At 68.0% G+C, this 22773-nt stretch carries 11 protein-coding genes; 9 read left to right on the top strand and 2 right to left on the bottom strand.

Going from position 1 to position 22773, the window contains the following annotated elements; genetic code table 11:
* Window positions 1–3: 3 nt before the first annotated feature.
* Genes AC5Y7D_RS11950 through AC5Y7D_RS11930 form a run of 5 tightly spaced genes read left to right on the top strand, consistent with a single transcriptional unit; the run spans window position 4 to window position 8291 of the window.
* The gene (locus AC5Y7D_RS11950) at window positions 4–4368 is read left to right on the top strand and encodes a beta-ketoacyl synthase N-terminal-like domain-containing protein (protein WP_499924142.1); all 4365 of its coding nucleotides are present in this window, start codon (window positions 4–6) and stop codon (window positions 4366–4368) included.
* Window positions 4369–4378: 10 nt separating this feature from the next.
* Entirely contained in the window at window positions 4379–5383 is a 1005-nt protein-coding gene (locus tag AC5Y7D_RS11945; protein ID WP_499924141.1) for an ATP-binding cassette domain-containing protein, read from the top strand.
* 41 nt (window positions 5384–5424) lie between these two features.
* Window positions 5425–6213 carry an ABC transporter permease gene (locus AC5Y7D_RS11940; RefSeq protein ID WP_499924184.1) on the top strand — a complete coding sequence of 263 codons (789 nt, stop codon included), beginning with the start codon at window positions 5425–5427 and terminating at the stop codon, window positions 6211–6213.
* Window positions 6210–7013 carry an ABC transporter permease gene (locus tag AC5Y7D_RS11935; RefSeq protein ID WP_499924139.1) on the top strand — a complete coding sequence of 268 codons (804 nt, stop codon included), beginning with the start codon at window positions 6210–6212 and terminating at the stop codon, window positions 7011–7013. Before AC5Y7D_RS11940 ends, AC5Y7D_RS11935 begins: the two co-directional genes overlap by 4 nt.
* 21 nt (window positions 7014–7034) lie before the next feature.
* Window positions 7035–8291 (top strand): phthiocerol/phthiodiolone dimycocerosyl transferase, encoded by a 1257-nt coding sequence (locus AC5Y7D_RS11930; RefSeq protein WP_499924138.1) that lies wholly within the window; start codon window positions 7035–7037, stop codon window positions 8289–8291.
* Window positions 8292–8364: 73 nt separating this feature from the next.
* Here AC5Y7D_RS11930 and pks2 read toward each other — a convergent pair whose 3' ends face one another.
* Window positions 8365–14631 (bottom strand): sulfolipid-1 biosynthesis phthioceranic/hydroxyphthioceranic acid synthase, encoded by a 6267-nt coding sequence (gene pks2 / locus AC5Y7D_RS11925; RefSeq protein WP_499924137.1) that lies wholly within the window; start codon window positions 14629–14631, stop codon window positions 8365–8367.
* 314 nt (window positions 14632–14945) lie between these two features.
* Between pks2 and AC5Y7D_RS11920 the strand changes: the two genes are divergently transcribed.
* Both AC5Y7D_RS11920 and AC5Y7D_RS11915 read left to right on the top strand, forming a co-directional pair.
* Window positions 14946–16694: an AMP-binding protein gene (locus AC5Y7D_RS11920; protein WP_499924135.1), complete on the top strand. Its 1749-nt coding sequence runs from the start codon at window positions 14946–14948 to the stop codon at window positions 16692–16694.
* A 7-nt stretch (window positions 16695–16701) separates the two neighbouring features.
* Window positions 16702–19293 (top strand): MMPL family transporter, encoded by a 2592-nt coding sequence (locus tag AC5Y7D_RS11915; RefSeq protein ID WP_499924134.1) that lies wholly within the window; start codon window positions 16702–16704, stop codon window positions 19291–19293.
* On the opposite strand, the gene AC5Y7D_RS11910 is transcribed toward AC5Y7D_RS11915, so the two are convergent.
* Window positions 19201–19899 (bottom strand): LppX_LprAFG lipoprotein, encoded by a 699-nt coding sequence (locus AC5Y7D_RS11910; protein ID WP_499924132.1) that lies wholly within the window; start codon window positions 19897–19899, stop codon window positions 19201–19203. The genes AC5Y7D_RS11915 and AC5Y7D_RS11910 overlap by 93 nt on opposite strands.
* 225 nt (window positions 19900–20124) lie before the next feature.
* On the opposite strand from AC5Y7D_RS11910, the gene AC5Y7D_RS11905 reads away from it, so the two are divergent.
* Window positions 20125–21312 carry a permease gene (locus tag AC5Y7D_RS11905; RefSeq protein ID WP_499924131.1) on the top strand — a complete coding sequence of 396 codons (1188 nt, stop codon included), beginning with the start codon at window positions 20125–20127 and terminating at the stop codon, window positions 21310–21312.
* A gap of 125 nt (window positions 21313–21437) precedes the next feature.
* The gene (locus AC5Y7D_RS11900; protein ID WP_499924129.1) at window positions 21438–22766 is read left to right on the top strand and encodes an HNH endonuclease signature motif containing protein; all 1329 of its coding nucleotides are present in this window, start codon (window positions 21438–21440) and stop codon (window positions 22764–22766) included.
* Window positions 22767–22773 lie beyond the last annotated feature (7 nt).

Here is a 22773-nt window from a genome sequence, read left to right as displayed (position 1 = left end):
CCAGTGAGCATTCCCGATAACGCGATCGCGGTGGTCGGCATGGCCGGCAAGTTCCCGGGCGCCAACAATGTGTCGGCGTTCTGGGACAACCTCCGCCGCGGCAAGGAATCCATCGTCACCCTCTCCGAACAACAGCTTCGCGACGCCGGGATCAGCGACAAAGCATTGGCAAACCCGTCCTATGTGCGGCGGGCGCCGATCGTCGACGGGGTCGACGAATTCGATGCCGACTTCTTCGGGTTCCCGCCGCTGGTCGCCCGCTCGCTGGACCCGCAGCACCGGTTGTTCCTGCAGTGCGCCTGGCATGCGCTGGAAGACGCCGGCGTCGATCCGGCCCGGTATGACGGCTCCATCGGCGTGTACGGGACCAGCTCGCCCAGTGGCTATCTGCTGCACAACCTGCTGTCGCATCAGGATCCCAACGCCGTGCTGGCCGAGGGCCTGAACTGGGATCAGCTCAGCATGTTCCTGCAGAACGACAAGGACTTCCTGGCCACCCGGATCTCGCACCAGTTCAACCTGCGCGGCCCGAGCATGGCGGTGCAGACGGCGTGCTCGTCATCGCTGGTGGCGGTGCACCTGGCCTGCATGAGCCTGCTCTCCGGCGAGTGCGACATGGCACTGGCCGGCGGCGTATCCCTCTGCGTCCCACACCATGTCGGGTACTGGCATTCGCCGGGCCAAATGCTTTCGGCGGTCGGGCACTGCCGCCCGTTCGACGTCCGCGCGGACGGCACCGTCTTCGGCAGCGGTGTCGGGCTGGTGGTGCTCAAGCCGCTGCAGACCGCCCTGGACGACGGAGACCGGATCCACGCCGTCATCCGCGGCTCGGCGATCAACAACGACGGCTCGGCGAAGATGGGCTTCGCGGCGCCCAGCGCGTCGGCCCAGGCCGACTGCATCGCCGAGGCCCATGCGGTGTCCGACGTCGACGCCTCGACCATCGGCTACGTCGAAACCCACGGCACCGGAACACCGTTGGGCGACCCCATCGAAATCCAGGGCCTGCGAACGGCGTTCGAAGCAGCCGCGGAACCGCGATCCGCGCCGTGCGTGATCGGCTCGGTCAAGTCCAACATCGGTCACCTTGAGGTGGCCGCCGGAATCGCCGCCCTCATCAAGACCATCCTGTGCCTGAAGAACAAGGCGATCCCCGCCACCCTGCACTACACCAGCCCCAACCCGGAGCTGCATCTCGACGAGACGCCGTTCACGGTGCAAAGCCGTTACGGTGCATGGGAATCCGACGGAACGCGGCGGGCCGGGGTGAGCTCGTTCGGTATCGGCGGCACCAATGCCCACCTCGTGGTGGAAGAGGCCCCCGAGGTCGTGACGCAGGCCGAGCCCGAGGGCCCGCAGGTGCTGCTGGTCTCGGCGCGTACCGCAGACGCCCTGGGCGAGGCGCGTACCGCCCTGGCCACCGCGCTGGAGCGCCCGAACGCCCCCGGCCTGGCCGATGTCGCCCACACGCTGGCCGGCCGGCGCAGACACCACGTCACCATGGCCGCCGTCGCCGCCGACCGGGCACAGGCGATCACACTGCTGCGCGCCACCGAGCACGACAACGTCTTCGTCGGTGAGTCCGCGGGTCAGACGGCAACCGCCGAGCAGGTCGTCTTCCTGTTCCCCGGCCAGGGCGCTCAGCATCCCGGCATGGCCAAGGGTCTGTACGACACCGAGCCCGTGTTCGCCGAGCACTTCGACGCGTGCGCCACGGCCTTCCAGGCGGAGATTGGCCTGGACCTGCACGAGGCCATATTCAGTGGATCCGCCGCCGACTTGGAGCGCATCGACCGATCCCAGCCCGCGCTGTTCACCGTCGAATATGCGCTGGCGAAGCTGGTCGACAGCTACGGGGTGCGCGCCGGCTCCTACATCGGTTACAGCACGGGTGAATACATCGCGGCCACGCTGGCCGGGGTCTTCGACCTGCAGACCGCCATCAAGACGGTGTCGCTGCGGGCCCGGCTGATGCACGAGTCCCCACCCGGGGCGATGGTCGCCGTGGCACTCAGCCCCGCCGAGCTGGCACAGCACCTGGTGCCGGGGGCGGAGGTGTCTGCGGTCAACGACCCCGGCAACTGTGTGGTCGCCGGTCCCAAGGAGGCCATCCGCGCCTTCACCCAGCGGCTGGGCGAGCGGGGCATCCCGGTACGGCGGGTGCGCGCCACCCACGCCTTCCACACCGGCCAGATGGACGGCATGCTGGGCGAATTCAGCGAATTCCTGTCCCGCCAGCAGCTGAAGACTCCCGACACCCGGCTGCTGAGCAACCTCACCGGAACCTGGCTGACCGACGAGCAGGCCACCGACCCCGACACCTGGACCCGCCAGATCAGTTCCACCATCCGGTTCGCCGACGAACTCGACGCGGTGCTGTCCGAACCCAATCGCATCCTGGTCGAGGTCGGGCCGGGCGGCAGCCTGACCGGTTCGGCGATCCGGCACCCGAGGTGGTCGAGCGGCAACCGCTCCGTCCGGCTCATGCGCCACCCCATCCAGCAGGCCGACGACCGCGAGACCTTCCTGCGCGCCCTGGGCGAACTCTGGTCGGCCGGAGTCGATGTGGACTGGTCGCCGCGGCATTCGGTGTCACCCCACATCGTGTCCCTGCCGGGCTATCCTTTTGAACGCCAACGGCATTGGATCGAACCCAGGACGACCGTCTGGGAGTCCGCTGCGGCGGCACCCGACAGTGGCGCGTCGCTGGGTGACCACGTCGAACCCGCCGCCGATGTGACCGGGCCGTCGCAGACCGGCATCACGCTGCAACGTGTCTGGCAGCAGTGCCTCGGGGTCCCCTCGATCGACCCCAACGCCAATTTCTTCGACCTGGGCGGCGATTCGCTGATGGCGATCAGCATCGCGATGACCGCCTCCAACGAGGGGTTGAGCATCACCCCGCAGGATCTCTACGAGCACCCCACCCTGGCATCGCTCACCGCCGCGGTGGACGCCGCGTTCGCGGCCAGCGGTCTGGCCAAACCACCCGAGCCGGAAGCGGATCCGGCGATCCTGCCGAACACGGCGTACTTCCTCGAGCACGGACTGCAAGACGGCGGCCGCTGGCGGGTGCCGCTGATCCTGCGATTGGACCCGAAGGTGAGTCCGGACGACATCCGGACGGTGCTGACGGCGGTCTCCAGCCATCACGACGCGTTGCGGCTGCAACTGGTCGACAATGGGGGCGTGTGGGAACAGCACGTCGGCCCACCCGCGGAGTTCACGGCTTTGGTGACCCGTGCCCTGCCCGACGGGAGTGAGCCGGCGTCGGTGCTCGCCGAAGTGATTGCCGAGCAGGGCGATTCCACCGCACCGCTGACCGCCGTGCATATCACCACCTCCTCCGGCGGCCCGAACTATCTGGGGCTCGGGATTCATGCGATGGTGGCCGACACGGCCTCACACCAGATCCTGGGCAGCGACATCGTCATCGCTTTCGGACAGCATCTGGCCGGCGGCGACATCACGCTCGAGCAGCCCGTGACCGGCTGGCGGGAGTGGTCGCAGCGCACGGCCGCGCTGGCAACGCATCCGGCGGCGCTGGAGACCAGGTCCTTCTGGATGGACAACGCGGCCAAGGTAACCCGCTGGTTGTCGGAATCCGAAACCGCGCCGCCGACCGCGGCCGACCTGGCCAGGGTGTCCTGCACCCTCGATGCCGGGCGGACCTCCGAACTGGACGACGCGCGCCGCAGGTTCCGGCGCTCCATCTCCGAGATCCTGCTCACCGCGCTGGGCCGCGCCATCGCCCAGACGGTCGGCGACGGTGTGGTCGCCGTCGAACTGGAGGGCGAGGGACGCTCGGTGCTGCGACCGGACGTCGACCTGCGTCGTACCGCCGGTTGGTGCACGACCTACTACCCGGTGCCGCTGGCCTGCGCCACCGGTGAGGGCTCCACGGTGATCGAACAACTGGACGCGGTGCACCACACCCTGAAATCGGTTCCGCACTACGGAATCGGCTACGGGCTGCTGCGCTACCTCTACGCGCCGACCGGGCGCGCCTTCGGCGCCCAGCGCACACCCGACATCCACTTCCGTTATGCCGGTACGATTCCCGAACTCCCGCCCATCGACGCCCCGGTGCAGTTCGATTCCGACGTCACCATGCCGGTGCGCGAAACCATACCGGGCCTGGGCCATGCCCTCGAGGTGCGCGTGTACCGGTTCGCGGGCTCGACACACGTCGATTGGTGGTACGACACCCGCAGGATCTCCGGCGAAACGGTGCAGGCGCTGTCACGGACCTTCCCGCAGGCGCTGAGCGAGCTGATCCAGGAAGGGATCGCCGCCGAGCAGCTGGAGAGCGAGATCGAGGGCGTCGCCGAAGCGGGTGCCCTGGTGGACCTGTCGAGCCTGGACTGAGGAGACTCGGATGCCAAGTGATGCAGCGGTGGTCGTCAACGGGGTCGGAAAGACGTTCGGCACCCGGTCCGGACAGGTCGTGGCGCTCGACGACGTCAGTTTCGAGGTCGGCCGGGGCGAAGTGATCGGTCTGCTCGGCCCCAACGGAGCCGGCAAGACCACCATGGTGGACATTCTGTCGACGCTGACTGAGCCGACCAAGGGTTCGGCGAGCGTGGCCGGTCACGACGTCGTCTCCGACCCGGCCGGCGTGCGGCGGTCCATCATGCTCACCGGGCAGCAGGTCGCCATCGACGACATGCTCTCCGGCGAGCAGAATCTGGTGATGTTCGGCCGTCTGTATGGGCTCTCCAAGTCCACCGCACGCGCCCGCGCGGCGGAACTGCTCGTACAGTTCGATCTGGTGGACGCCGCCAAACGTCGGGTGAGCACCTATTCGGGGGGCATGCGTCGCCGCATCGACATCGCCTGCGGTCTGGTGGTCCAGCCCCTGGTGGCGTTCCTGGATGAACCGACTACCGGACTGGATCCCCGCAGCCGGCAAGCCATCTGGGACTTGGTGACCAACTTCAAGAGGCTCGGCATCGCCACGCTGCTGACCACCCAGTACCTGGAGGAGGCGGATGCCCTCAGCGACCGCATCATCCTGATCGATCGGGGCACCATCATCGCCGAGGGCACCGCAAACGAGCTCAAGCACCGCGCCGGCGGCACATTCTGCGAAGTCGTGCCGCGCAACATCAAAGACCTGCCGGCAATGGTCGCCGCGCTCGGGCCGCTGCTACCCGAACATCAACGGACCATGCTGACTCTCGAGTCCGACCGGATCACCATGCCGGCACCGGACGGCACCGGCACGCTGATCGAGGCGGTGCGGTTGCTCAACGCCGCCCACCTCGAACCGGCCGACATCGCGCTGCGCCGGCCGTCGCTCGACGACGTATTCCTTTCCATGACCGCCGATCCCAGCGAGTCGCGGGGGCTGAGTCACCTCACCGCCGAGGCGGTGCGGTGAGCGCCCCCGCCGCGGCCGCGACGGGTAGGTTGCAGCAGTCGATGCTGCAACAGTGGTGGGTGCTCACCGTGCGCTTCATCGCACCGACACTGCGCAACGGCGAACTGATCACCGCGATCGGCGCCTCGCTCGCCTTCGCGGTGGGCTTCTACATCCCGTTCTCCATCCCGTGGAATCACTATGTAGGCGGGGCCGGCAGTGGCATCGCGAGCAACCTGGGGCAGTACATCACACCGCTGATCACCTTGCAGGCCATCGCTTTTGCGGCCATCTCGTCGGCGTTTCGGGCGGCGACCGATTCGCTGCACGGCGTCAACCGGCGGTTTCGGTCGATGCCGATCGCACCGTTGACACCGGTGCTGGCCCGCGTCTCGGCCAGCGTGTACCGCTGCTGTGTCGGATTGACCGTCTCGCTGATCGCCGCCCACGTGATCGGATTCCGGTTTCACCGAGGGGCGCTGTACATCGCGGGATTCTGCGTGCTGGCCATCGTCATCGGGGTGCTGTTGTCGTTCGGCGCCGACCTGATCGGCACCGCCACCCGCAACCCCGATGCCATGCTGCCGCTGCTGACCATGCCGATCCTGATCTTCGGGCTGCTGTCGGTCGGTTTGCAGCCCCTCAAGATGTTCCCGCACTGGATACAGCCGGTCGTCCGCAATCAGCCGATTTCGCAGCTGGTGATCGCGCTGCGCGCACTGGCCGGCGATACCGTCAAGTCGCCGGTGCCGGTGACGTGGTCGGTCATGACGCCACCGCTGTTGTGGCTCGCCGGTTTCGCGCTGTTCCTGGTGCCGGTGTCCGTCGTCGTCTTGTCGCGGCGCCCGTGACCGCGGCCGCAACGGCCCGGGCGCCGGAAAGCTCGCTACGGCTGCTGGTCTCCCAGACGCTGGTGCAGACCCAACGCATCCTCAACCGGTGGGGACGCGACCTGGTCACGGTCATGGAGGCACTGGTGTTGCCGGTGGCCTTCATGCTGGTGCTCTACATCGTGCTGGGCAATTTGATCTATGCCATGACGCACGACAGCGCGCTCTACAGCATCGTGCCGCTCCTTGCGCTGGGAGGGGCGGTGAGCGGTTCGGCGTTCGTCGCGATCGACCTGATGCGCGAACAGCAGAGCGGGCTGCTGACCCGGCTGTGGGTGATGCCGGTGCACCGGGCTTCGGGCCCGCTGGCGCGCATCATCGCCGAGGCGATCCGGATCCTGGTCACCACCGGTGTGATGCTCGGCGCCGGCGTGGCGCTGGGTTTCCGTTTCCGGGGCGGCGCGCTGGCCACCGTGATGTGGCTGGGCGTCCCGGTGATCTTCGGAATGGCGTTCGCCGCTCTCACCACCACCATCGCGTTGTTCACGTCGAAAACCCTGGTGGTGGAAGCGGTTGAGCTGTGGCAGCTGCTGCTGATCTTCTTCTCCACCGGGTTGCTGCCACTCAACCAGTACCCAAAGTGGATTCAGCCGATCGTCGAACACCAACCGGTGAGCTACGCGATCGCGGCCATGCGCGGGCTCTCGGCCGGCGGCCCGGTGCTGGCACCGATGATCACGACACTGCTGTGGAGCGCCGGGATAGCCGCCGCCTGCGCCGTCCCGATGGCCATCGGATACAAACGAGCCAGCACGCACTGATGGAAAGGCTGGATTCTTAACGTGTTTCCCGGATCGGTGATCCGAAAGCTGTCCCGCAGCGAGGAAGTATTCGCCCAGTACGAGGTCTTCACCGCCGTCACCGTGCAGCTGCGCGGCCGTGTCGACGCCGACGCGCTGTCCGACGCGTTCGACGCACTCGTCGATGCGCACCCGATCCTGGCCAGCCACCTCGAGAAGAGCCCCGACGGCGGCTGGAACCTGGTATCCGACGACATGCTGCATCCGGGGATCGTGGTGGAGGACGGCCCCGAAGGCGTGCTCGGCACCGCGCAGGTGACCCTGGATCAGGGCCAGACACTGCTGAATCTGCGCCTGACCCTGCACGAGAAGACCTCGGAACTCACCATCTTCCTGCACCACAGCATCGCCGACGGTCACCACGGCGCCGGCCTTTTCGACGAGTTGTTCTCCCGTTACACCGATGTGGTGACCACCGGCGACCCGGGCCCGGTCAACCCCCAGTCCGCGCCGCAGCCGCTGGAGGTGGTGCTCGAACAGCGGGGTGTCAAAAAGCTCGGTATGACGGGTGTGGAACGGTTCCTGCCGGTGATGTTCGCCTACGACCTGCCACCCTCGGTCAAGCCGACGCTGGTCGCGACTCCTGGTTTCCCGCAACCGGTTCCGGTCACCCGCGTCCGGCTCACCGAGCAGGAGACAACGGATCTGGTGGAGTTCGCGCGGGAGAACCGGGTCAGCGTCAACACCGTGGTGGCAGCGGCGATCCTGATGACCGAGTGGCGGCTACGGGAGACCCCACACGTTCCCATCCCCTACGTCTACCCGGTCGACCTGCGCTATTTCCTGAGCCCGCCAGTCGCCCCGACCGAGGCCACCAACCTGGTGGGAGTGGCCACCTACCTGGCCGAGATCGGCCCGGACACCGACATCGTGGACCTGGCGACCGATATCGGCGCCACTTTCCGCTCCGACATCGCCGACGGCGTCGTCCAGCAGTCCGGGCTCAACTTCGGCGTGGCTTTCGAGGGAACGCCGGCCGGGCTGCCGCCGCTGGTGTTCTGCACCGATGTGAGCGCACTGCCCAACGTGCGGATGCCGTCCGACATCGAATTGGAAGGCTTTCGCGGACAGTTCTATTGCTCGATCACCGTGCCGCTGGACTTCTACGGCTGCGGGATGTCCGGCGACCACCTGGTGATCGAGAACCACGGACACTCGCCGCAGCGCAAGGACTCACTCGAAGCCATCCGCGAGCTGTTGTGCACCGTGCCGTCGGACTACGGCTGGGCGGTGGAGTGAGTGCGCGAGCAGACGCAAAAGCCCCCATTTCGGCACGAAATTGGGGGCTTTTGCGTCTGCTCGCGCCACCAACCTAGCCGGAGCCCTCTTCCGCCAGGGTCCCCGCCAGGTGCTCGGCCAACGCCCGTGCCGTGTTGTGGGTGGCGATCACCTTGGGGCTCAACCGGATTCCGGTCTCGGTCTCGATGTGAGTGCGCATCTCGAGCATGCCGAGGGAATCCATGCCGTACTCGACGAAGGGGCGGTCGGCATCCACGGCCCGTCGCAGGATCACGCCGACCTGTTCGGTGATCAGCCGGCGCAGCCGACCGGGCCACTCCTCGTGCGGCACAGTCAGCAGCTCGCTGCGGAACTTGCTCGGCCCCCTGTTGCTCTGACCGGTCGACTTGAACATCTCGCCGAACGGGCTGCGCCGCACCACGTCGTCCAGCCAGGGTGCACCGATGATCGGGATGTAACCGGTGTAGGCGCGGTCATAACGCAGCAGCGTCTCGAACGCGTACATGCCTTCCTCTGGCGTGATCATCAACTGCTTGCCACCTTCGGCAAGGAAGGTGGCCCGGCCGACCTCGGCCCACGCACCCCAGGCAATAGTGGTGACCGGAAGTCCCTGGGCGTGGCGCCAATACGAGAACGCGTCCAGCCAGCTGTTGGCCGCGGCATACGCGCCCTGCCCGGGCGAGCCCAGCAGCGAGGCACCCGAGGAGAACAGGCAGAACCAGTCCAGCGGCTGCCCAACCGTCGCCCGGTGCAAGTTCCACGTCCCGAAAACCTTTGGTGCCCAGTCGCGGTCGATGATCTCGTCGGTGATGTTGGTCAGCGTCGCGTCCTCCACCACCGCCGCCGAGTGCACCACCCCACGCAATGGCAGGCCGGTGGCGGTGGCCGCCTGCACCAACCGTACGGCGGTGTCGGCCTCGGAGATGTTCCCCAACTCCACCACCACATCGGTGCCGCCCTTGCGCATCCGCTCGATCATCTGGCGCGCTTTGGGATTGGGCTGTGAACGCGCGGTCAGCACCAGCCGGCCGCAACCCTTGGCAGCCATCTTCGAGGCGAAGAACAGGCCCAGTCCGCCCACCCCGCCGGTGATGATGTAAGCGCCGTCGCGGCGGAACACCGGAGCCTGCTCCGGCGGCACCACCACGCTGGCCCGTCCGGTGCGCGGCATGTCCAGCAGCAGCTTGCCGGTGTGTTCGGCGTTGCTCATCGCCCGCACCGCATTCGCCGCTTCGGCCAGCGGGTAGTGCGTGGTCTGCGGCGCGGCGAGCACGCCGTCCGCCGTCAGCGCGAACACCGTCTCGAGCAGTTCCCGGACCCGCTGCGGCTGCAGCACCGACATCAGCGCCAGGTCCAGGTAGTAGAACGTCAACCCGCGCCGGAACGGGTACAGCCCGAGCCGGGTGTTGCCGTACACGTCGGCCTTGCCGATCTCGACGAACCGTCCGCCGAAGGCGAGCAGCTCCAGTCCGGCCCGCTGCGCCGCACCGGTCAGGGAGTTCAGCACGATGTCCACACCGTAGCCGTCGGTGTCGCGCCGGATCTGCTCGGCGAAATCGACGCTGCGCGAATCGTAAACATGCTCGATACCCATGTCGCGCAACATCTGTCGCTTGGCTTCATTGCCGGCGGTGGCGAAGATCTCGGCCCCGGCGTGCCGCGCGATCGCCAGCGCCGCCTGCCCCACGCCACCGGTCGCGGAATGGATCAGCACCTTGTCGCCGGCCTTGATGCCGGCCAGATCGTTCAGCCCGTACCAAGCGGTGGCGTTCGCCGTGGCCGACGCGATCGCCTGCTCGTCGCTCAGTCCCGCGGGCAGCCCGATCGCCAGGTTCGCGTTGCACGTCAGGTAGGTGCGCCAGCAGCCGCCCTCGGAGAAGCCCGCCACCCGGTCACCGACCCGGTGGTCGGTGACGCCCTCCCCGACCGCGGTCACCACGCCCACGAAGTCCATGCCGGGCTGCGGTTCGCGGTCGTCGACGACGGGGAACTTACCGAATGCGATGAGCACGTCGGCGAAGTTGATGGTGGACATCGCGACCGCGACCTCGATCTGTCCCGGTCCGGGCGGAACACGGTCGCACGCAGCAAGTTCGAGCGACTGCAGGTCGCCCGGCGTACGGACCTGCAGCCGCATGCCCTGTGTCTCGTGGTCGATCACGGCGGTCCTGCGGTCGTTGTGCACCAACGGCGCCGGGCACAGCCGCGCGGTGTACCAGTCGCCACCGCGCCAGGCGGTCTCGTCCTCGGCGGAACCGCTCAGCAGCTGCTCGGCCAGCTGCTCGCCCTGGGTGTGTTCGTCGACATCAATGTGCGTGGTGCGCAACAGTTGGTGTTCACTGCCGATCACCCGCAGCAGACCGCGCAGCCCGGCCTGCTCCAGATTCAGGTCGTCACCCGAACGCACCCACTGGGCCTGCCGGGTCACGACGAACAGCCGGGGCAGCTCTCCTTCCAGCTCGGGCAGTTCCCGGGCCAGGCGCACCAGATGACGCACCTGTTCCCGGCCCTGTGCCAGACCCCCGTCATCGGGTGCGTTTCCGGCCGGGCCACACAGCAGCACCACACCGGCGAAAGAACGGGCGCGCAGTTGCGCCCGGAACGGCTCCACCTCGGCTCCCGGGCACAGCTGCAAGTTGAAGCATTCTGCCCCTTGGGTTTTCAGCGCATCGTTCAACGAGCCGACCAACATCTCGCCGGCCAGGGAGGCGTCAACCAGCAGCCACGACCCTGCCTCACCGGCGTCCGCCTCGGGCAGCGTGCGTTGCTGCCACTCGCAGGTCAGCAGCCGCTCGGCCAGCACCCGATCCCGTTCGCCGCTTTCGGTGGTGCCGGTTCCCATGCGCAGCCCGCGCACCGCCAGCAGCACCGCGCCGTGCTCGTCCAGCACGTCGAGGTCGGCCTCACCGCCCGTCGCGTCCGCCCGCGTCACCCGGGTGTAGCAGTAGCGCGCGTTGCGCAGGGGCCCGTAGGCACGCAATGTGTGCACCCCCAGCGGCAGCAGCAGGCCTCCGCCGGCCGCGGCGTCGACGCCGGCCGCCACCGATTGGAAACACGCATCCAGCAACGCCGGGTGCACGAGGTAGGCCGCGTGCTGGAAACGGATCGACGCGGGCAGCGCGACCTCGGCCAGCACGGTGTTGCCGCCGGACTCCGCGGTGTGCGCGGCGGACAGCCCGCTGAAGGCGGGGCCGTGCCGGACACCGCGTTCGACGAACGACTCCCGCAGTTCGGATCCCTTGACACTGCGCGGATGCGCGTCTAGCAGGGCGGCGACGTCGTAGGCGGGCGGTACCGACTCGTCTCGGGCGGCGCACAGCGTCGCGGTGGCGTGCCGGGTGGTTTCACCGTCCTGTGCGGACTCCACCACAAAGTCGACGACACCGGGCGCCTGCACCGACGCGACGGCATCGATCGGCGTCTGGTCGTCGAGCAGCAACATCTGCTCGAACACGATGTCGCGGGCTTCCGTTGCGGGTGCCGCGCCGAAGACTTCCGCCGCGGCGGCCAGGGCCATCTCGCAGTACGCGGCGCCCGGCAGAGCCGCCACGTTGTGCACCTGATGGTCGTCGAGCCAGGACATTGACGCGGTGCCGACGTCGGTCTGCCAGACGTGGCGTTCGGGCTCCTCGGCCAGTCGCACGTGCGACCCGAGCAGCGGGTGCACGGTGATGGTGCTCGCCCCGTGCACCTTGCTGTCCTCACCGGCGGCGTCGATGAACAAGTGCTGATGAGTCCACGCCGGCAGCGGGGCATCCACCAACTGTCCGGCGGGATAGAGCACCGAGAAGTCGATTGCGGCGCCCGCACTGTGCAGATCGGTGAGGAACCCGCGCAGCCCGTGCGGCAGCGGCTGGTCCCGCCGGACCGCGGCCAGCGCGGCGACGGTCATGTCGAGGCTGCGGGCGTTCTGGTCGACGGCGTGGGTCAGCAGCGGGTGTGGCGACAGCTCGGCGAAAACGCGGAAGCCGTCGTCCAGCGCGGCCTGAATCGCCGCGGCGAACTGCACGGTGTTGCGCAGATTGTCCACCCAGTAGTCGGCGTCGCATAGCGGCCGTTCGCGCGGGTCGAACAAGGTCGCCGAGTAGTAGGGCACCTTGGGCTCCACCGGCTCGAGGTCCGCCAGCGCCGTGGCCAGTTCGTCGAGGATGGGATCGACCTGCGGCGAGTGGGATGCGACGTCGACCGCGACCTCGCGCGCCATCACGTCCCGTTGTTCCCAGCGGGCGACCAGATCGCGCACCTGCTCGGTGGCACCCCCGATCACCGTGGACTGTGGCGAAGCCATCACCGCAACCGCGACGCCGTCGATGCCGCGCGCCATCAGCTCCGAAATGACTTGTTTGGCAGGCAGTTCCACCGATGCCATGGCGCCCGAGCCGGCGATCCCGGCCATCAACTTCGAGCGGCGGCAGATCACCCGGGCACCGTCGCTGAGCGACAGCGCGCCGGCGACGACGGCCGCGGCCGTCTCACCCATCGAGTGCCCGACGACCGCGCCGGGCCGCGCGCCGTAGGCCCGGTCCATGGTGGCGGCCAGGGCCACCTGGATGGCGAAGATGGTCGGCTGCACCTTGTCGATGCCGACAACCGTCAGCGGCGCGGTCATCGCCTCGGTGACCGAGAATCCCGATTCGGCCAGGATCAGCGGCTCCAGTTCGGCGATGGTGGCGGCGAAAACCGGTTCGCTCGCAAGCAGATCCGCGCCCATCCCGGCCCACTGCGAACCCTGCCCGGAGAACACCCACACCGGTCCCCGGTCGTCGTGGGCCACCGCCGGCTGATACAGAGCTTCACCGTCGACCACCTCGCGCAGCCGCTGCGCAAGCTCCGCCGGTCCGTCGGCCACCACCAGGGTGCGCACCGGTCGGTGCGCACGCCGGCGCGCCAGCGTGTAGCCGAGATCGGCGGGCGACACCGAGTCCGATTGCGCCTCGACCCACTCGGCGAGTCGCCGCGCACTGGCCCGCAAGCCGTCGGCCGACGAAGACGACACCGCGAAAACCAGTGGCCCTTCGGCGGCTGCGGCCGAACTGGCCTGCGGCGCCGGGGCTTGTTCGACGATCGCGTGCACATTGGTGCCCGACATCCCGAACGAGGACACCCCAATCCGCCTGGGGGTGTCACCGCCGTCGCCGGGCCACGGCGTAACCGACTGCGGCACAAAGAGTCCCGTTTCGATGTCGGCAAGCTCGTCGGGTAGCCGGGTGAAGTGCAGCAGCGGCGGCAGCACGCCGTGCTGCAGCGACAGGATCGCTTTGATCAGTCCTACGGCACCGGCCGCCGACTCGCTGTGGCCCATGTTGCTCTTGGCCGACCCCACCGCGCACCGGCTGCCGTCGGTGCCGTAAACCCGTGTCAGGCCCCGGTACTCGATGGGGTCGCCGACCGGCGTACCGGTGCCGTGCGCCTCCACGGCACCGATCGATTCGGCGGCGACACCGGCCGCAGCCAGAGCCTTGCGATACACGGCGACCTGCGCGTCCTCCGACGGCATCGTGAGCGTCTCCGAGCGGCCGTCCTGGTTGGTCGCCGTGCCGCGCACCACGGCAAGGATGCGGTCGCCGTCGCGCAACGCGTCGGGCAGGCGCTTGAGCAGCACCATCGCGCAACCTTCGGAGCGCACAAACCCGTCGGCAGCCGCGTCGAAGGAATGACAGCGTCCGGTGGCCGAGAGCATGCCCACCGCCGACGTCGCCACACTGCCGTCGGGCTCCAACAGCAATGCGCAGCCGCCGGCCAGCGCGAGGTCGCTTTCACCCTCATGCAGGCTCCGGCACGCCAGATGCACGGCCATCAGACCCGATGAACACGCGGTGTCAAAGGTCATCGCGGGACCGTGCAGGCCCAGCGCGTAGGAGATCCGTCCCGAGGCCACGCTGTTGTTCAGGCCGGTCACCGCATAGGGGCTGGCCAGGCCGCCGGACCCCTTGGTCAGCAGCAGGTAGTCCTCGTGCGTCAGCCCGGTGTACACCGCAGTGGCGGATCCGGCCAGCGAGGCCGGGTCCAGACCGGCGTGCTCGATCGTTTCCCACGCGGTCTCGAGCAGCAGCCGGTGTTGCGGATCGATCGAGGTCGCTTCGCGCTCGCTGATCCCGAAGAATTCGGCGTCAAAGCCGGCGACATCGTCGACAAAACCGCCCCACCGCGAGACCGTTCGACCGGGAACCCCGGGCTCGGGGTCGTAGTAGGCGTCGACGTCCCAGCGGTCGGCGGGAATCTCGGTGACCAGGTCGTCGCCGCGCAGCAACGACTCCCAGAGCTTCTCGGGCGAGTCGATACCCCCGGGAAGCCGACACCCCATTCCGATGACCGCAATAGGAGTGACACGTGTTTCCATCGCCTTACCAACCTCGTCTCAACTCAACCGGCGCGTCCCGACTCAGCACCGGGTCGGGTACGGGCAACGGAATAGTGCCGTGCCGTTCTGGCACCCTCCAAATCGGGGCTGACGGGAGCTCGACACCGTCTCGAATGACGAGCTTAGACGCCACCGGGGCCATCGGCGCCCAAACTCAGCTAATTCCCAGGTGGGACCGATCTCGGGTACTGACCGGCACCGATGGCGTTCAGCCCGGCCGGTGCACCTCCGCGCCCCTGGCCATCGGCCGGATTCGGCGCCTGCACATGCGGCGCGCCGGTACCGTCATGCCTATGAGTGTGCGTTCCCTCCCCGCTGTGCTGCGCACATGGGCCCAGATCCAGCCGAATGACCCGGCGTTCACATATATCGATTTCGAGCGGGACCGGGACGGCGTAACCACCACACTGACCTGGTCACAGCTGTATCGCCGCACCCTCAACGTTGCGCAGGAGCTGACTCGTTTCGGTTCGCCGGGGGATCGCGCGGTGATCTTGGCTCCCCAGGGGCTGGACTACATCGTCGCGTTTCTCGGCGCGATGCAGGCCGGGCGTATCGCCGTTCCCCTGTCGGTGCCACAGGGCGGTGCCAGCGATGAACGTGTCGATTCGGTGCTGCGCGACGCCTCGCCCATCGCCGTCCTCACCACTTCCCCGGTCATCGACGACGTCGCTAGGCGTGTCTCCGCGCAGGACGGCGCCTCCCCCGCCCCGGCGATCGTCGAGATCGATCGGCTGAACCTGGACGCTCGCAACCGATCTGGCGCCGGGGATGCGGACCATCCGGCCACCGCCTATCTGCAGTACACGTCCGGCTCGACCCGCGAGCCGGCCGGCGTCGTCATCACCCATGACAACCTGCGGATCAATTTCGAACAGCTGATGGCCGGCTACTTCGCTGCGGACGACGGCGGCGTACCGCCACCGGACGTCACCATCGTGTCCTGGCTGCCCTTCTATCACGACATGGGCCTGGTCGGCGGAATCTGCACGCCCATCCTGGCGGGATTCTCCGCGGTGATCACCAGCCCGGTGGCCTTCCTGCAACGGCCGGCGCGGTGGATGCACATGCTGGCCAACAACTCTCGGTCGTTCTCGGCCGCACCGAACTTCGCCTACGAACTGGCGGCCCGCAAGGTCTCCGACGAGGACATGGCGGGACACGACCTCGGCGGCGTGCACACCATCCTCAGCGGCAGCGAACGGGTGCAACCCGCGGCACTCAGACGGTTCACAGATCGCTTCGCGCGCTTCAATCTTCGGCACCAGGTGGTGCGACCGTCCTACGGGCTTGCGGAAGCGACGGTGTTCGTCGCGACGGGCAGCCCGAGCGAACCGCCGGAATTGGTGAACTTCGACTCGGAGAAACTGGCCGGCGGACAGGCGGTCCGGTGTCCCGCCGGCAGCGGCACACCGCTGGTCAGCTACCTCATCCCGGAGGCGCCGGAGGTGCGGATCGTCGATCCCGAGACCCGCACCGAATGCCCGGAGGGGACGGTCGGCGAAATCTGGGTGCACGGCGACAACGTCGCCACCGGCTACTGGCGGAGGCCAGAAGAGAGCGAGAGTACCTTCGGCGCACAAATCTTCAATCCCGCCGACGGCACGCCCGACAGTCCCTGGCTGAGAACGGGAGACTCGGGGTTCTTTTCGGAGGGCAAGATGTTCATCATCGCCCGGATCAAGGACCTGTTGATCGTGTACGGACGCAACCACTCGCCGGACGACATCGAGGCGACGATCCAGGAGATCACCCGCGGCCGGTGCGCGGCCATCGCCGTTCCCGGTGATCGCAGCACCGAGAAACTGGTCGCCATCATCGAACTGCGACAGCGCGGCGAGTCGGATCAGGAGTTGACGGACCGCCTCGGCGAGGTCAAGCGTGAAGTCAACTCGGCTCTGTCGCATTCGCACGGTCTGAGCGCGGCGGATCTGGTGCTGGTGCCGCCGGGCTCGATTCCGATCACCACCAGCGGCAAGGTCAGACGGGCGGCCTGTGTCGAGCAGTATCGGCAGGACAAGTTCGCCCGCTTGGACGCTTAACATCACCGTGTCGACGTCAGCCGACGGTGGTCGAAAGCCGGCACGGCTCACCACGCTCCTTGTCGTGCTGGCCTGGGTCGCAGCGGCGGTGGCCGTGAACGTGATCCTCAGCCTCGCCCCCACACAGCCGCGCGGGGACGTGCCGGCCCGGGGCGCCTCGAGCGGCGCCGCCGGCAACCGCATCGCCCAAGCCTTCCCCGGTACCGGCACCGATGCGATCGCCTACCTGGTGTTGGACGGCCGTGACCCGTTGGGCGACGCCGACCGGCAGTACTACGACGATGCCGTCCGCGCCCTGCGCGCGGACACCGCGCACGTGGGGTCCGTCCTGGACTGGTGGTCGGACCCGCTGATGGCACCGTTGGGAACCAGCCCCGACGGGCGATCCGGCACCGCGGTGATCTGGTTACGGGGACAGGCCGGCACCGCCGGGGCCGCAGCATCGCTGGAGGCGGCGCGATCCGTGGTGAGCAAGCTCCCGCCGAGCGCGGGACTGCACGCCCGCATCACCGTCCCGGCGCCTCTTCGCGGCACTCCCCTGCGCGTGGAGCCGTGGCAGGCGGCGGCGATCGTGACCGCGGCGGCTGTGATCGCCGCCCTGTTTCTGCTGCGGCTGGGATTGTCGGCGGTCGGGACCGTGGCGTTGACCGCCGGGCTGTCCCTCGCGGCGGCGTGGCCGCTGGCCCCGCTGTTCGGGCTGTTCTGCTGGACGTTGGCGGCGGTGCTGGCGATCGGCGTGATCGCCGCATCGGCGCTACTGGTCACTGCGCGGGACCGGCGCGGCTACCGCGCGAAGCTGCCGTCGTTGGCGCTGCCGGGCGCGGCTGTGCTGGCTCTCACCGGCCCGCTGCTGCTGGCCCGCACCCCGGCGGTCCATGCCGTCGGGCTGGCCGCGCTGGGTGTGGTTGTGGCACTCGGCGCGTCGGTGACGCTCCTTTCCGCGTTGCCCGTGGCGTCGGCGCGGCCCGGCGCCCGGTGGGCGCTCCCGGAGTCGCTGCGCGGGGCGGTTCGAAGTCCCGCCGTCGCCGTCGTACTGGTATCGGCCATCTGCGCGCTGCCCGTCCTCGGAATGCACGTGGCGGTCGGTGACGCTGGGGCCCGGTCCGGCAACGCGCATTTCACACCGGTCAATCGCCTGCCCGAAGTCGTCCTGGTCAAGTCCACCCATGACCTGCGCGATCCGGCCGGGCTCATCGCGATCGACGCCGCGAGCCGCCGGCTGATGGAGATACCCGGCGTCCGCAAGGTGCAGTCGGCGGCCTGGCCGGGCGGTGTGCCGTGGACGGACGCCTCGCTGAGTTCGGCAGCCGGCAGGCTCAGCGATCAATTGGACCGGCAGGCTGCGACGTTCGTGCCGCAGGTGACCGCGATCAAGACGTTGGGTTCGGTGCTCGACCAGGTATCGGGCTCCGTCAACGAACTCGAAGCGAGCGTGCGCGCCGGCGTCGGCGGACTATCCCAGCTCCAGCAGGCCATCAACACGGTGGTGGCCGGCACGCGGAACATCAAGGACACCGCCGCCGAGGTGTCCGGTTATCTGGACCCGGTGCGCGGCTGGATGGGCGGTGTCCCGGACTGTGCCGCCGATGTGCTGTGTTCGGCCGCGCGCAAGGCGATCGACCCGTTCGACCGGGTGATCGCCGACGTCACGGCGCTTTCCGACGGCGCGACACGCCTGGCCGCCGGATCGGCCCGCACCACCAGCGCCCTGGCCGGGACGCCGAGCGCGGTGGCCGAGATGCGGTCGGCGCTCGATCAACTGCGCTCGTTCGTGCCGTCCTTGCAGACGACCATCGAGAGTACGATCCCGCAGGTCGTCCAGCTGTCCGCATTCTTGAAGAACCTCAGCATCGACTTCGCCGACACCGGCGAGGGCGGCTTCTACCTGCCCCGCAAGGCGCTGGCCGACCCGTCGTACCAGCACGTACGTCAGACCATGTTCTCGCCCGACGGAACCGCGGCCCGGCTGCTGGTGTACTCCGACGAGACCCGCCTGGATCTGGCCGCGGCGTCGCGCGTGGAGCAGATCAACACCGCCGTCGGCAACGTGAGCAAGTACGGCAGCCTGGTCGACAGCGAGATCAGCGTGAGCGGCGGCGCGCAGTTGGCCGGAGACGCCCGGTCCGCGCTCAAGCACGATGCGATCCTGCTCGCGATGACGGTGCTCGCGGTGGCGGCGCTGATCGGTATGCGGCGTGGCACGCTCGCCGGCCTGTCGATCGGGCTAGGCCTGCTGGGCGGCTATCTGGCGGGGCTGGGCGTCACCGCCGGGGTGGGGCGATACCTGTGGCACGGTTCGGTGGACGCCCAGGCCGTCGCGGCATCGTTCGCCGTTATCGCGGCCTGCGGCGTTCCGATGTTGGCGATTGGACGCGGCACCGCGCCGCTGGTAGCCGCCGGCGGAGCGTTCGGCGCCGGTCTGATGCTGTTCGGTTCGTCGGTCGCGTTGGCTCAGATCGGGACTGCCGTACTGGTGGGTCTGGCGGTGCTGACGGCGATTGCACAACTAGTCGACGTTCACCGGTTCGTTCCACTTGGACAACGTGACCTGAACGGAGCCGGATCCCAGGTCAACGCTGGCTCGCACCAGGCGGTGTGATCCGTCCTGAGCGATCCACACGGTTGCCGGCCGGGACTGCCGGGCACCCGGATCAATGATCTTGACCGTGTCGGTCGGCAGGGTTCCGGTGATCTTGTTGGTGTTCACCCCGTCGATCACCTCGGTGCCCTGCGACTGCAGGTTGTTGACACCGGAGAGCAGTTTCGCCACGCCGTTGGCGGGATCGAGCAAGCGGGTGGCGGACAGGTCGGACACCGAGCCGAGGTTGGTCCAGTCGTCGAACAGTTTCACCGAGATGGTGTCGTTCTTGATCCGGAACGGGACGTCAGCCTGACCGTTGTAGGTGCACGAGCCCTTGGCGGTGAGCGGGTTGGCCCGAACATCGACGTCGGCGTTGGTGATGCCGAGCATGCTGTCGACCTGACCGTTGGTCCGAACGGACAGGTGCGCGCTGCTCAATGGCTTGGTGGCGTCCACCGACTGGCGAATCTCGGCCATCAGGGGCGAATCGGCCGTCGTACCCGTGGCCGGAGGATTCTCGGATTCCTTTGGAGCAGAGGCGCACCCGGATACCCCAAGTAGCAACGAGGCGGTGAACGCCAGCAGCGCAGCCGTCGCCGCACGCACCCGTGTGGTGGATTTCATCGTTTCCTCGTCTCAAGCCGACTGGTATCGGGAGCCCCGCTCCCGGCGCACGAACCGCCAAGCTTAATGGCCCCGGCGGAGCCGGACCCCCCAAGCTGCCGTTCCATTGCCCCTCCTGCCGCCTTTATCGCGTGTTGATCTGCGCTTTTAGCCTCACGACACACTGTTGACATATACCCCCATGGGGTATATGTTGAGGCCACTCAAGAGCGATCGGAGATGTTCATGGCAGACAAAGCGCTAGGTGCCCTCGGACACGCGTTGGCACTCACCGGCTCGATGACCTGGGAGATTCTGTGGGCACTGATCTTGGGCTTCGCCCTGTCCGCGGTCGTGCAGGCGGTGGTGCGGCGCTCGACGATAGTGGGGCTGCTCGGCGACGACCGGCCGCGAACCCTGGCCGTAGCGGCCGGGCTCGGCGCGGCGTCGTCCTCGTGCTCGTACGCCGCGGTAGCGCTGGCCAGGTCGCTGTTCCGCAAGGGCGCCAACTTCACGGCCGCGATGGCCTTCGAGATCGGTTCGACCAATCTCGTGGTGGAGCTGGGCATCATTCTGGCCCTGCTGATGGGTTGGCAGTTCACTGCGGCTGAGTTCGTCGGCGGACCGTTGATGATCATCGTTCTGGCCCTGCTGTTCCGGCTGTTCGTGCGTCAGCGGTTGCTCGACGCCGCCCGTGAGCAGGCCGAAAAGGGTGTGGCCGGCTCGATGGAAGGCCATGCGGCCATGGACATGTCGGTTCAGGGCGAGGGCTCGTTCTGGCAGCGGCTGTTCTCCGGGCCGGGCCTGACTTCGGTCTCGCACGTGTTCGTCATGGAGTGGCTGGCAATCCTGCGCGACCTCGTCATCGGCCTGTTCATCGCCGGCGCGATCGCGGCCTGGGTCCCCGAAACCTTCTGGCAGGAGTTCTTCTTGACCGATCACCCCACCTGGTCGGTGGTGTGGGGACCGATCGTGGGGCCCCTTGTGGCGATCGTGTCGTTCGTCTGCTCGATCGGCAACGTCCCACTCGCCGCGGTGTTGTGGAACGGCGGCATCAGCTTCGGCGGGGTGATCGCGTTCATCTTCGCCGATCTGCTGATCCTGCCGATCCTGAACATCTACCGCAAGTACTACGGCACCAGGATGATGCTCACGTTGCTCGCCACCTTCTACGCCGCCATGGTCGCGGCCGGGTACCTGGTCGAATTATTGTTCGGCACGGCCGGTCTCATTCCCAGTCAGCGCAACGCGATGGTGATGTCGGCAGGAATTTCCTGGAACTACACCACGTGGTTGAACATCCTCTTCCTGCTGATCGCCGCGGCACTCGTCGCCCGGTTCTTCACCTCGGGCGGGATGCCCATGCTGCGGATGATGGGCGGTTCGCCGGATGCCGAGCACGAGCACGGTGGGCATGGGGCGGCGTGCCACTGACGTCAGCCGGTGATTGGCCGGGTCGGCCGGCACGGGGCCGCGAAGCGCGCTAACACGTTGATTATCAACAGGTTCGGCTTTGGCGGCGATCCGAATTTGTCGGTGGTGCTTCGTAGAATTCGGGTATGGCAGCGAGCACGCGTGAAGAGATCGTGGAGGTCTTCGACGCCCTCGATGCTGTCGCGGAGCGGTTGTGCGCGTTGAGCTTTGAGGCGTTCACCACTCGGGAGTGGATGCGGGCGCTGGAACGGCTGGAGACCGTCGAGCGCCGGTTGCGGGTGCCGCGGCACGCGCTGATCAACGCGCTGGCCGCCCAAGCTACCGAAGAAGAACTCGGCGGCAAACTCCCGGCGGCGCTGGCCGACCGGCTACGGATCACCAAAGCCGACGCCCACCGGCGCATCGCCGAAGCCGACGACCTGGGCCAGCGACGGGCATTGACCGGGGAACCGTTGCCGCCGACCTTGACCGCAACCGCCGCCGCCCAACGCCAGGGCCGGATCGGCGACGCGCATGTGAAGGTGATCCGCGGCTTCCTGGCCCACCTGCCCGCCGAGGTGGACCCGGGCACCCGCGAAGCCGCCGAAAAAGACCTGGCCGGCAAGGCGTGTGACTTCCGCCCCGACCAGGTCGCCAAATACGCCCACGAACTCATGGCCCTGCTGCACCCCGACGGCGACTACACCGAAGAGGAGCGCGCCCGCAAACGCGGCCTGGTCCTGGGCAAGCAGGAATACGACGGCATGTCACGCATCAACGGCCTGATCACCCCCGAGCTACGGGCCCTGATCGAAGCGGCGTGGGCCAAGCTGGCCGCCCCCGGCGCCACCGAGCCCGACGATCAAGCCGCCGAGCCCGACACCCGCAGCCAACCCCAACGCCAGCACGACGCCATGGTCACCGGGCTGCAGAGCCTGCTGGCCTCCGGCACCCTGGGCACCCACAACGGCCTACCTGTCAGCGTCATCGTCACCACCACCCTGCAAGACCTCGAAGCCGGCGCCGGCCGCGCCCGCACCGGCGGCGGCACCCGGGTGCCGATGTCCCAGCTGATCCGCTGGGCCGCCGAGGCCCACCACTACTTAGCGATCTTCGACCACGCCAAGCCGCTGGCCCTGTTCCACACCAAGCGCTTCGCCAACCTCGCACAGCGAATGATGTTGCTGGCCAAAGAAGGTGGCTGCACCAGGCCGGGCTGCGACGCGCCGGCCTACCACTGCCAGGCCCACCACATCACCGGCTGGACCACCACCCACTGCACCGACATCCACGACCTCACCCTTGCCTGCGGATGCGATAACCGCCTCGCCGAAAAAGGCTGGACCACCCGCAAAAACGCCCACGGCGACACCGAATGGCTACCGCCAGCCCATCTCGACCACGGCCAACCCCGCATCAACACCTTCCACCACCCGGAGAAACTGTTCGCACCCGACGACGAAGACGAACCATAGCTGCCGA

The sequence above is a fragment of the Mycobacterium sp. NGS49 genome, assembly GCF_059812565.1.
Note: the sequence above shows the minus strand (reverse complement) of the source record. Positions and strands in the feature narration are given on the sequence as shown.

Excerpts from the sequence above, each read along its gene's own strand:
- AC5Y7D_RS11945 (WP_499924141.1), top strand. The coding sequence starts at position 4,379 with ATGCCAAGTGATGCAGCGGTGGTCGTCAACGGGGTCGGAAAGACGTTC.
- AC5Y7D_RS11940 (WP_499924184.1), top strand. The coding sequence starts at position 5,425 with ATGCTGCAACAGTGGTGGGTGCTCACCGTGCGCTTCATCGCACCGACA.
- pks2 (WP_499924137.1), bottom strand. The coding sequence starts at position 14,631 with ATGGAAACACGTGTCACTCCTATTGCGGTCATCGGAATGGGGTGTCGG.
- AC5Y7D_RS11920 (WP_499924135.1), top strand. The coding sequence starts at position 14,946 with ATGAGTGTGCGTTCCCTCCCCGCTGTGCTGCGCACATGGGCCCAGATC.
- AC5Y7D_RS11910 (WP_499924132.1), bottom strand. The coding sequence starts at position 19,899 with ATGAAATCCACCACACGGGTGCGTGCGGCGACGGCTGCGCTGCTGGCG.
- AC5Y7D_RS11905 (WP_499924131.1), top strand. The coding sequence starts at position 20,125 with ATGGCAGACAAAGCGCTAGGTGCCCTCGGACACGCGTTGGCACTCACC.
- AC5Y7D_RS11900 (WP_499924129.1), top strand. The coding sequence starts at position 21,438 with ATGGCAGCGAGCACGCGTGAAGAGATCGTGGAGGTCTTCGACGCCCTC.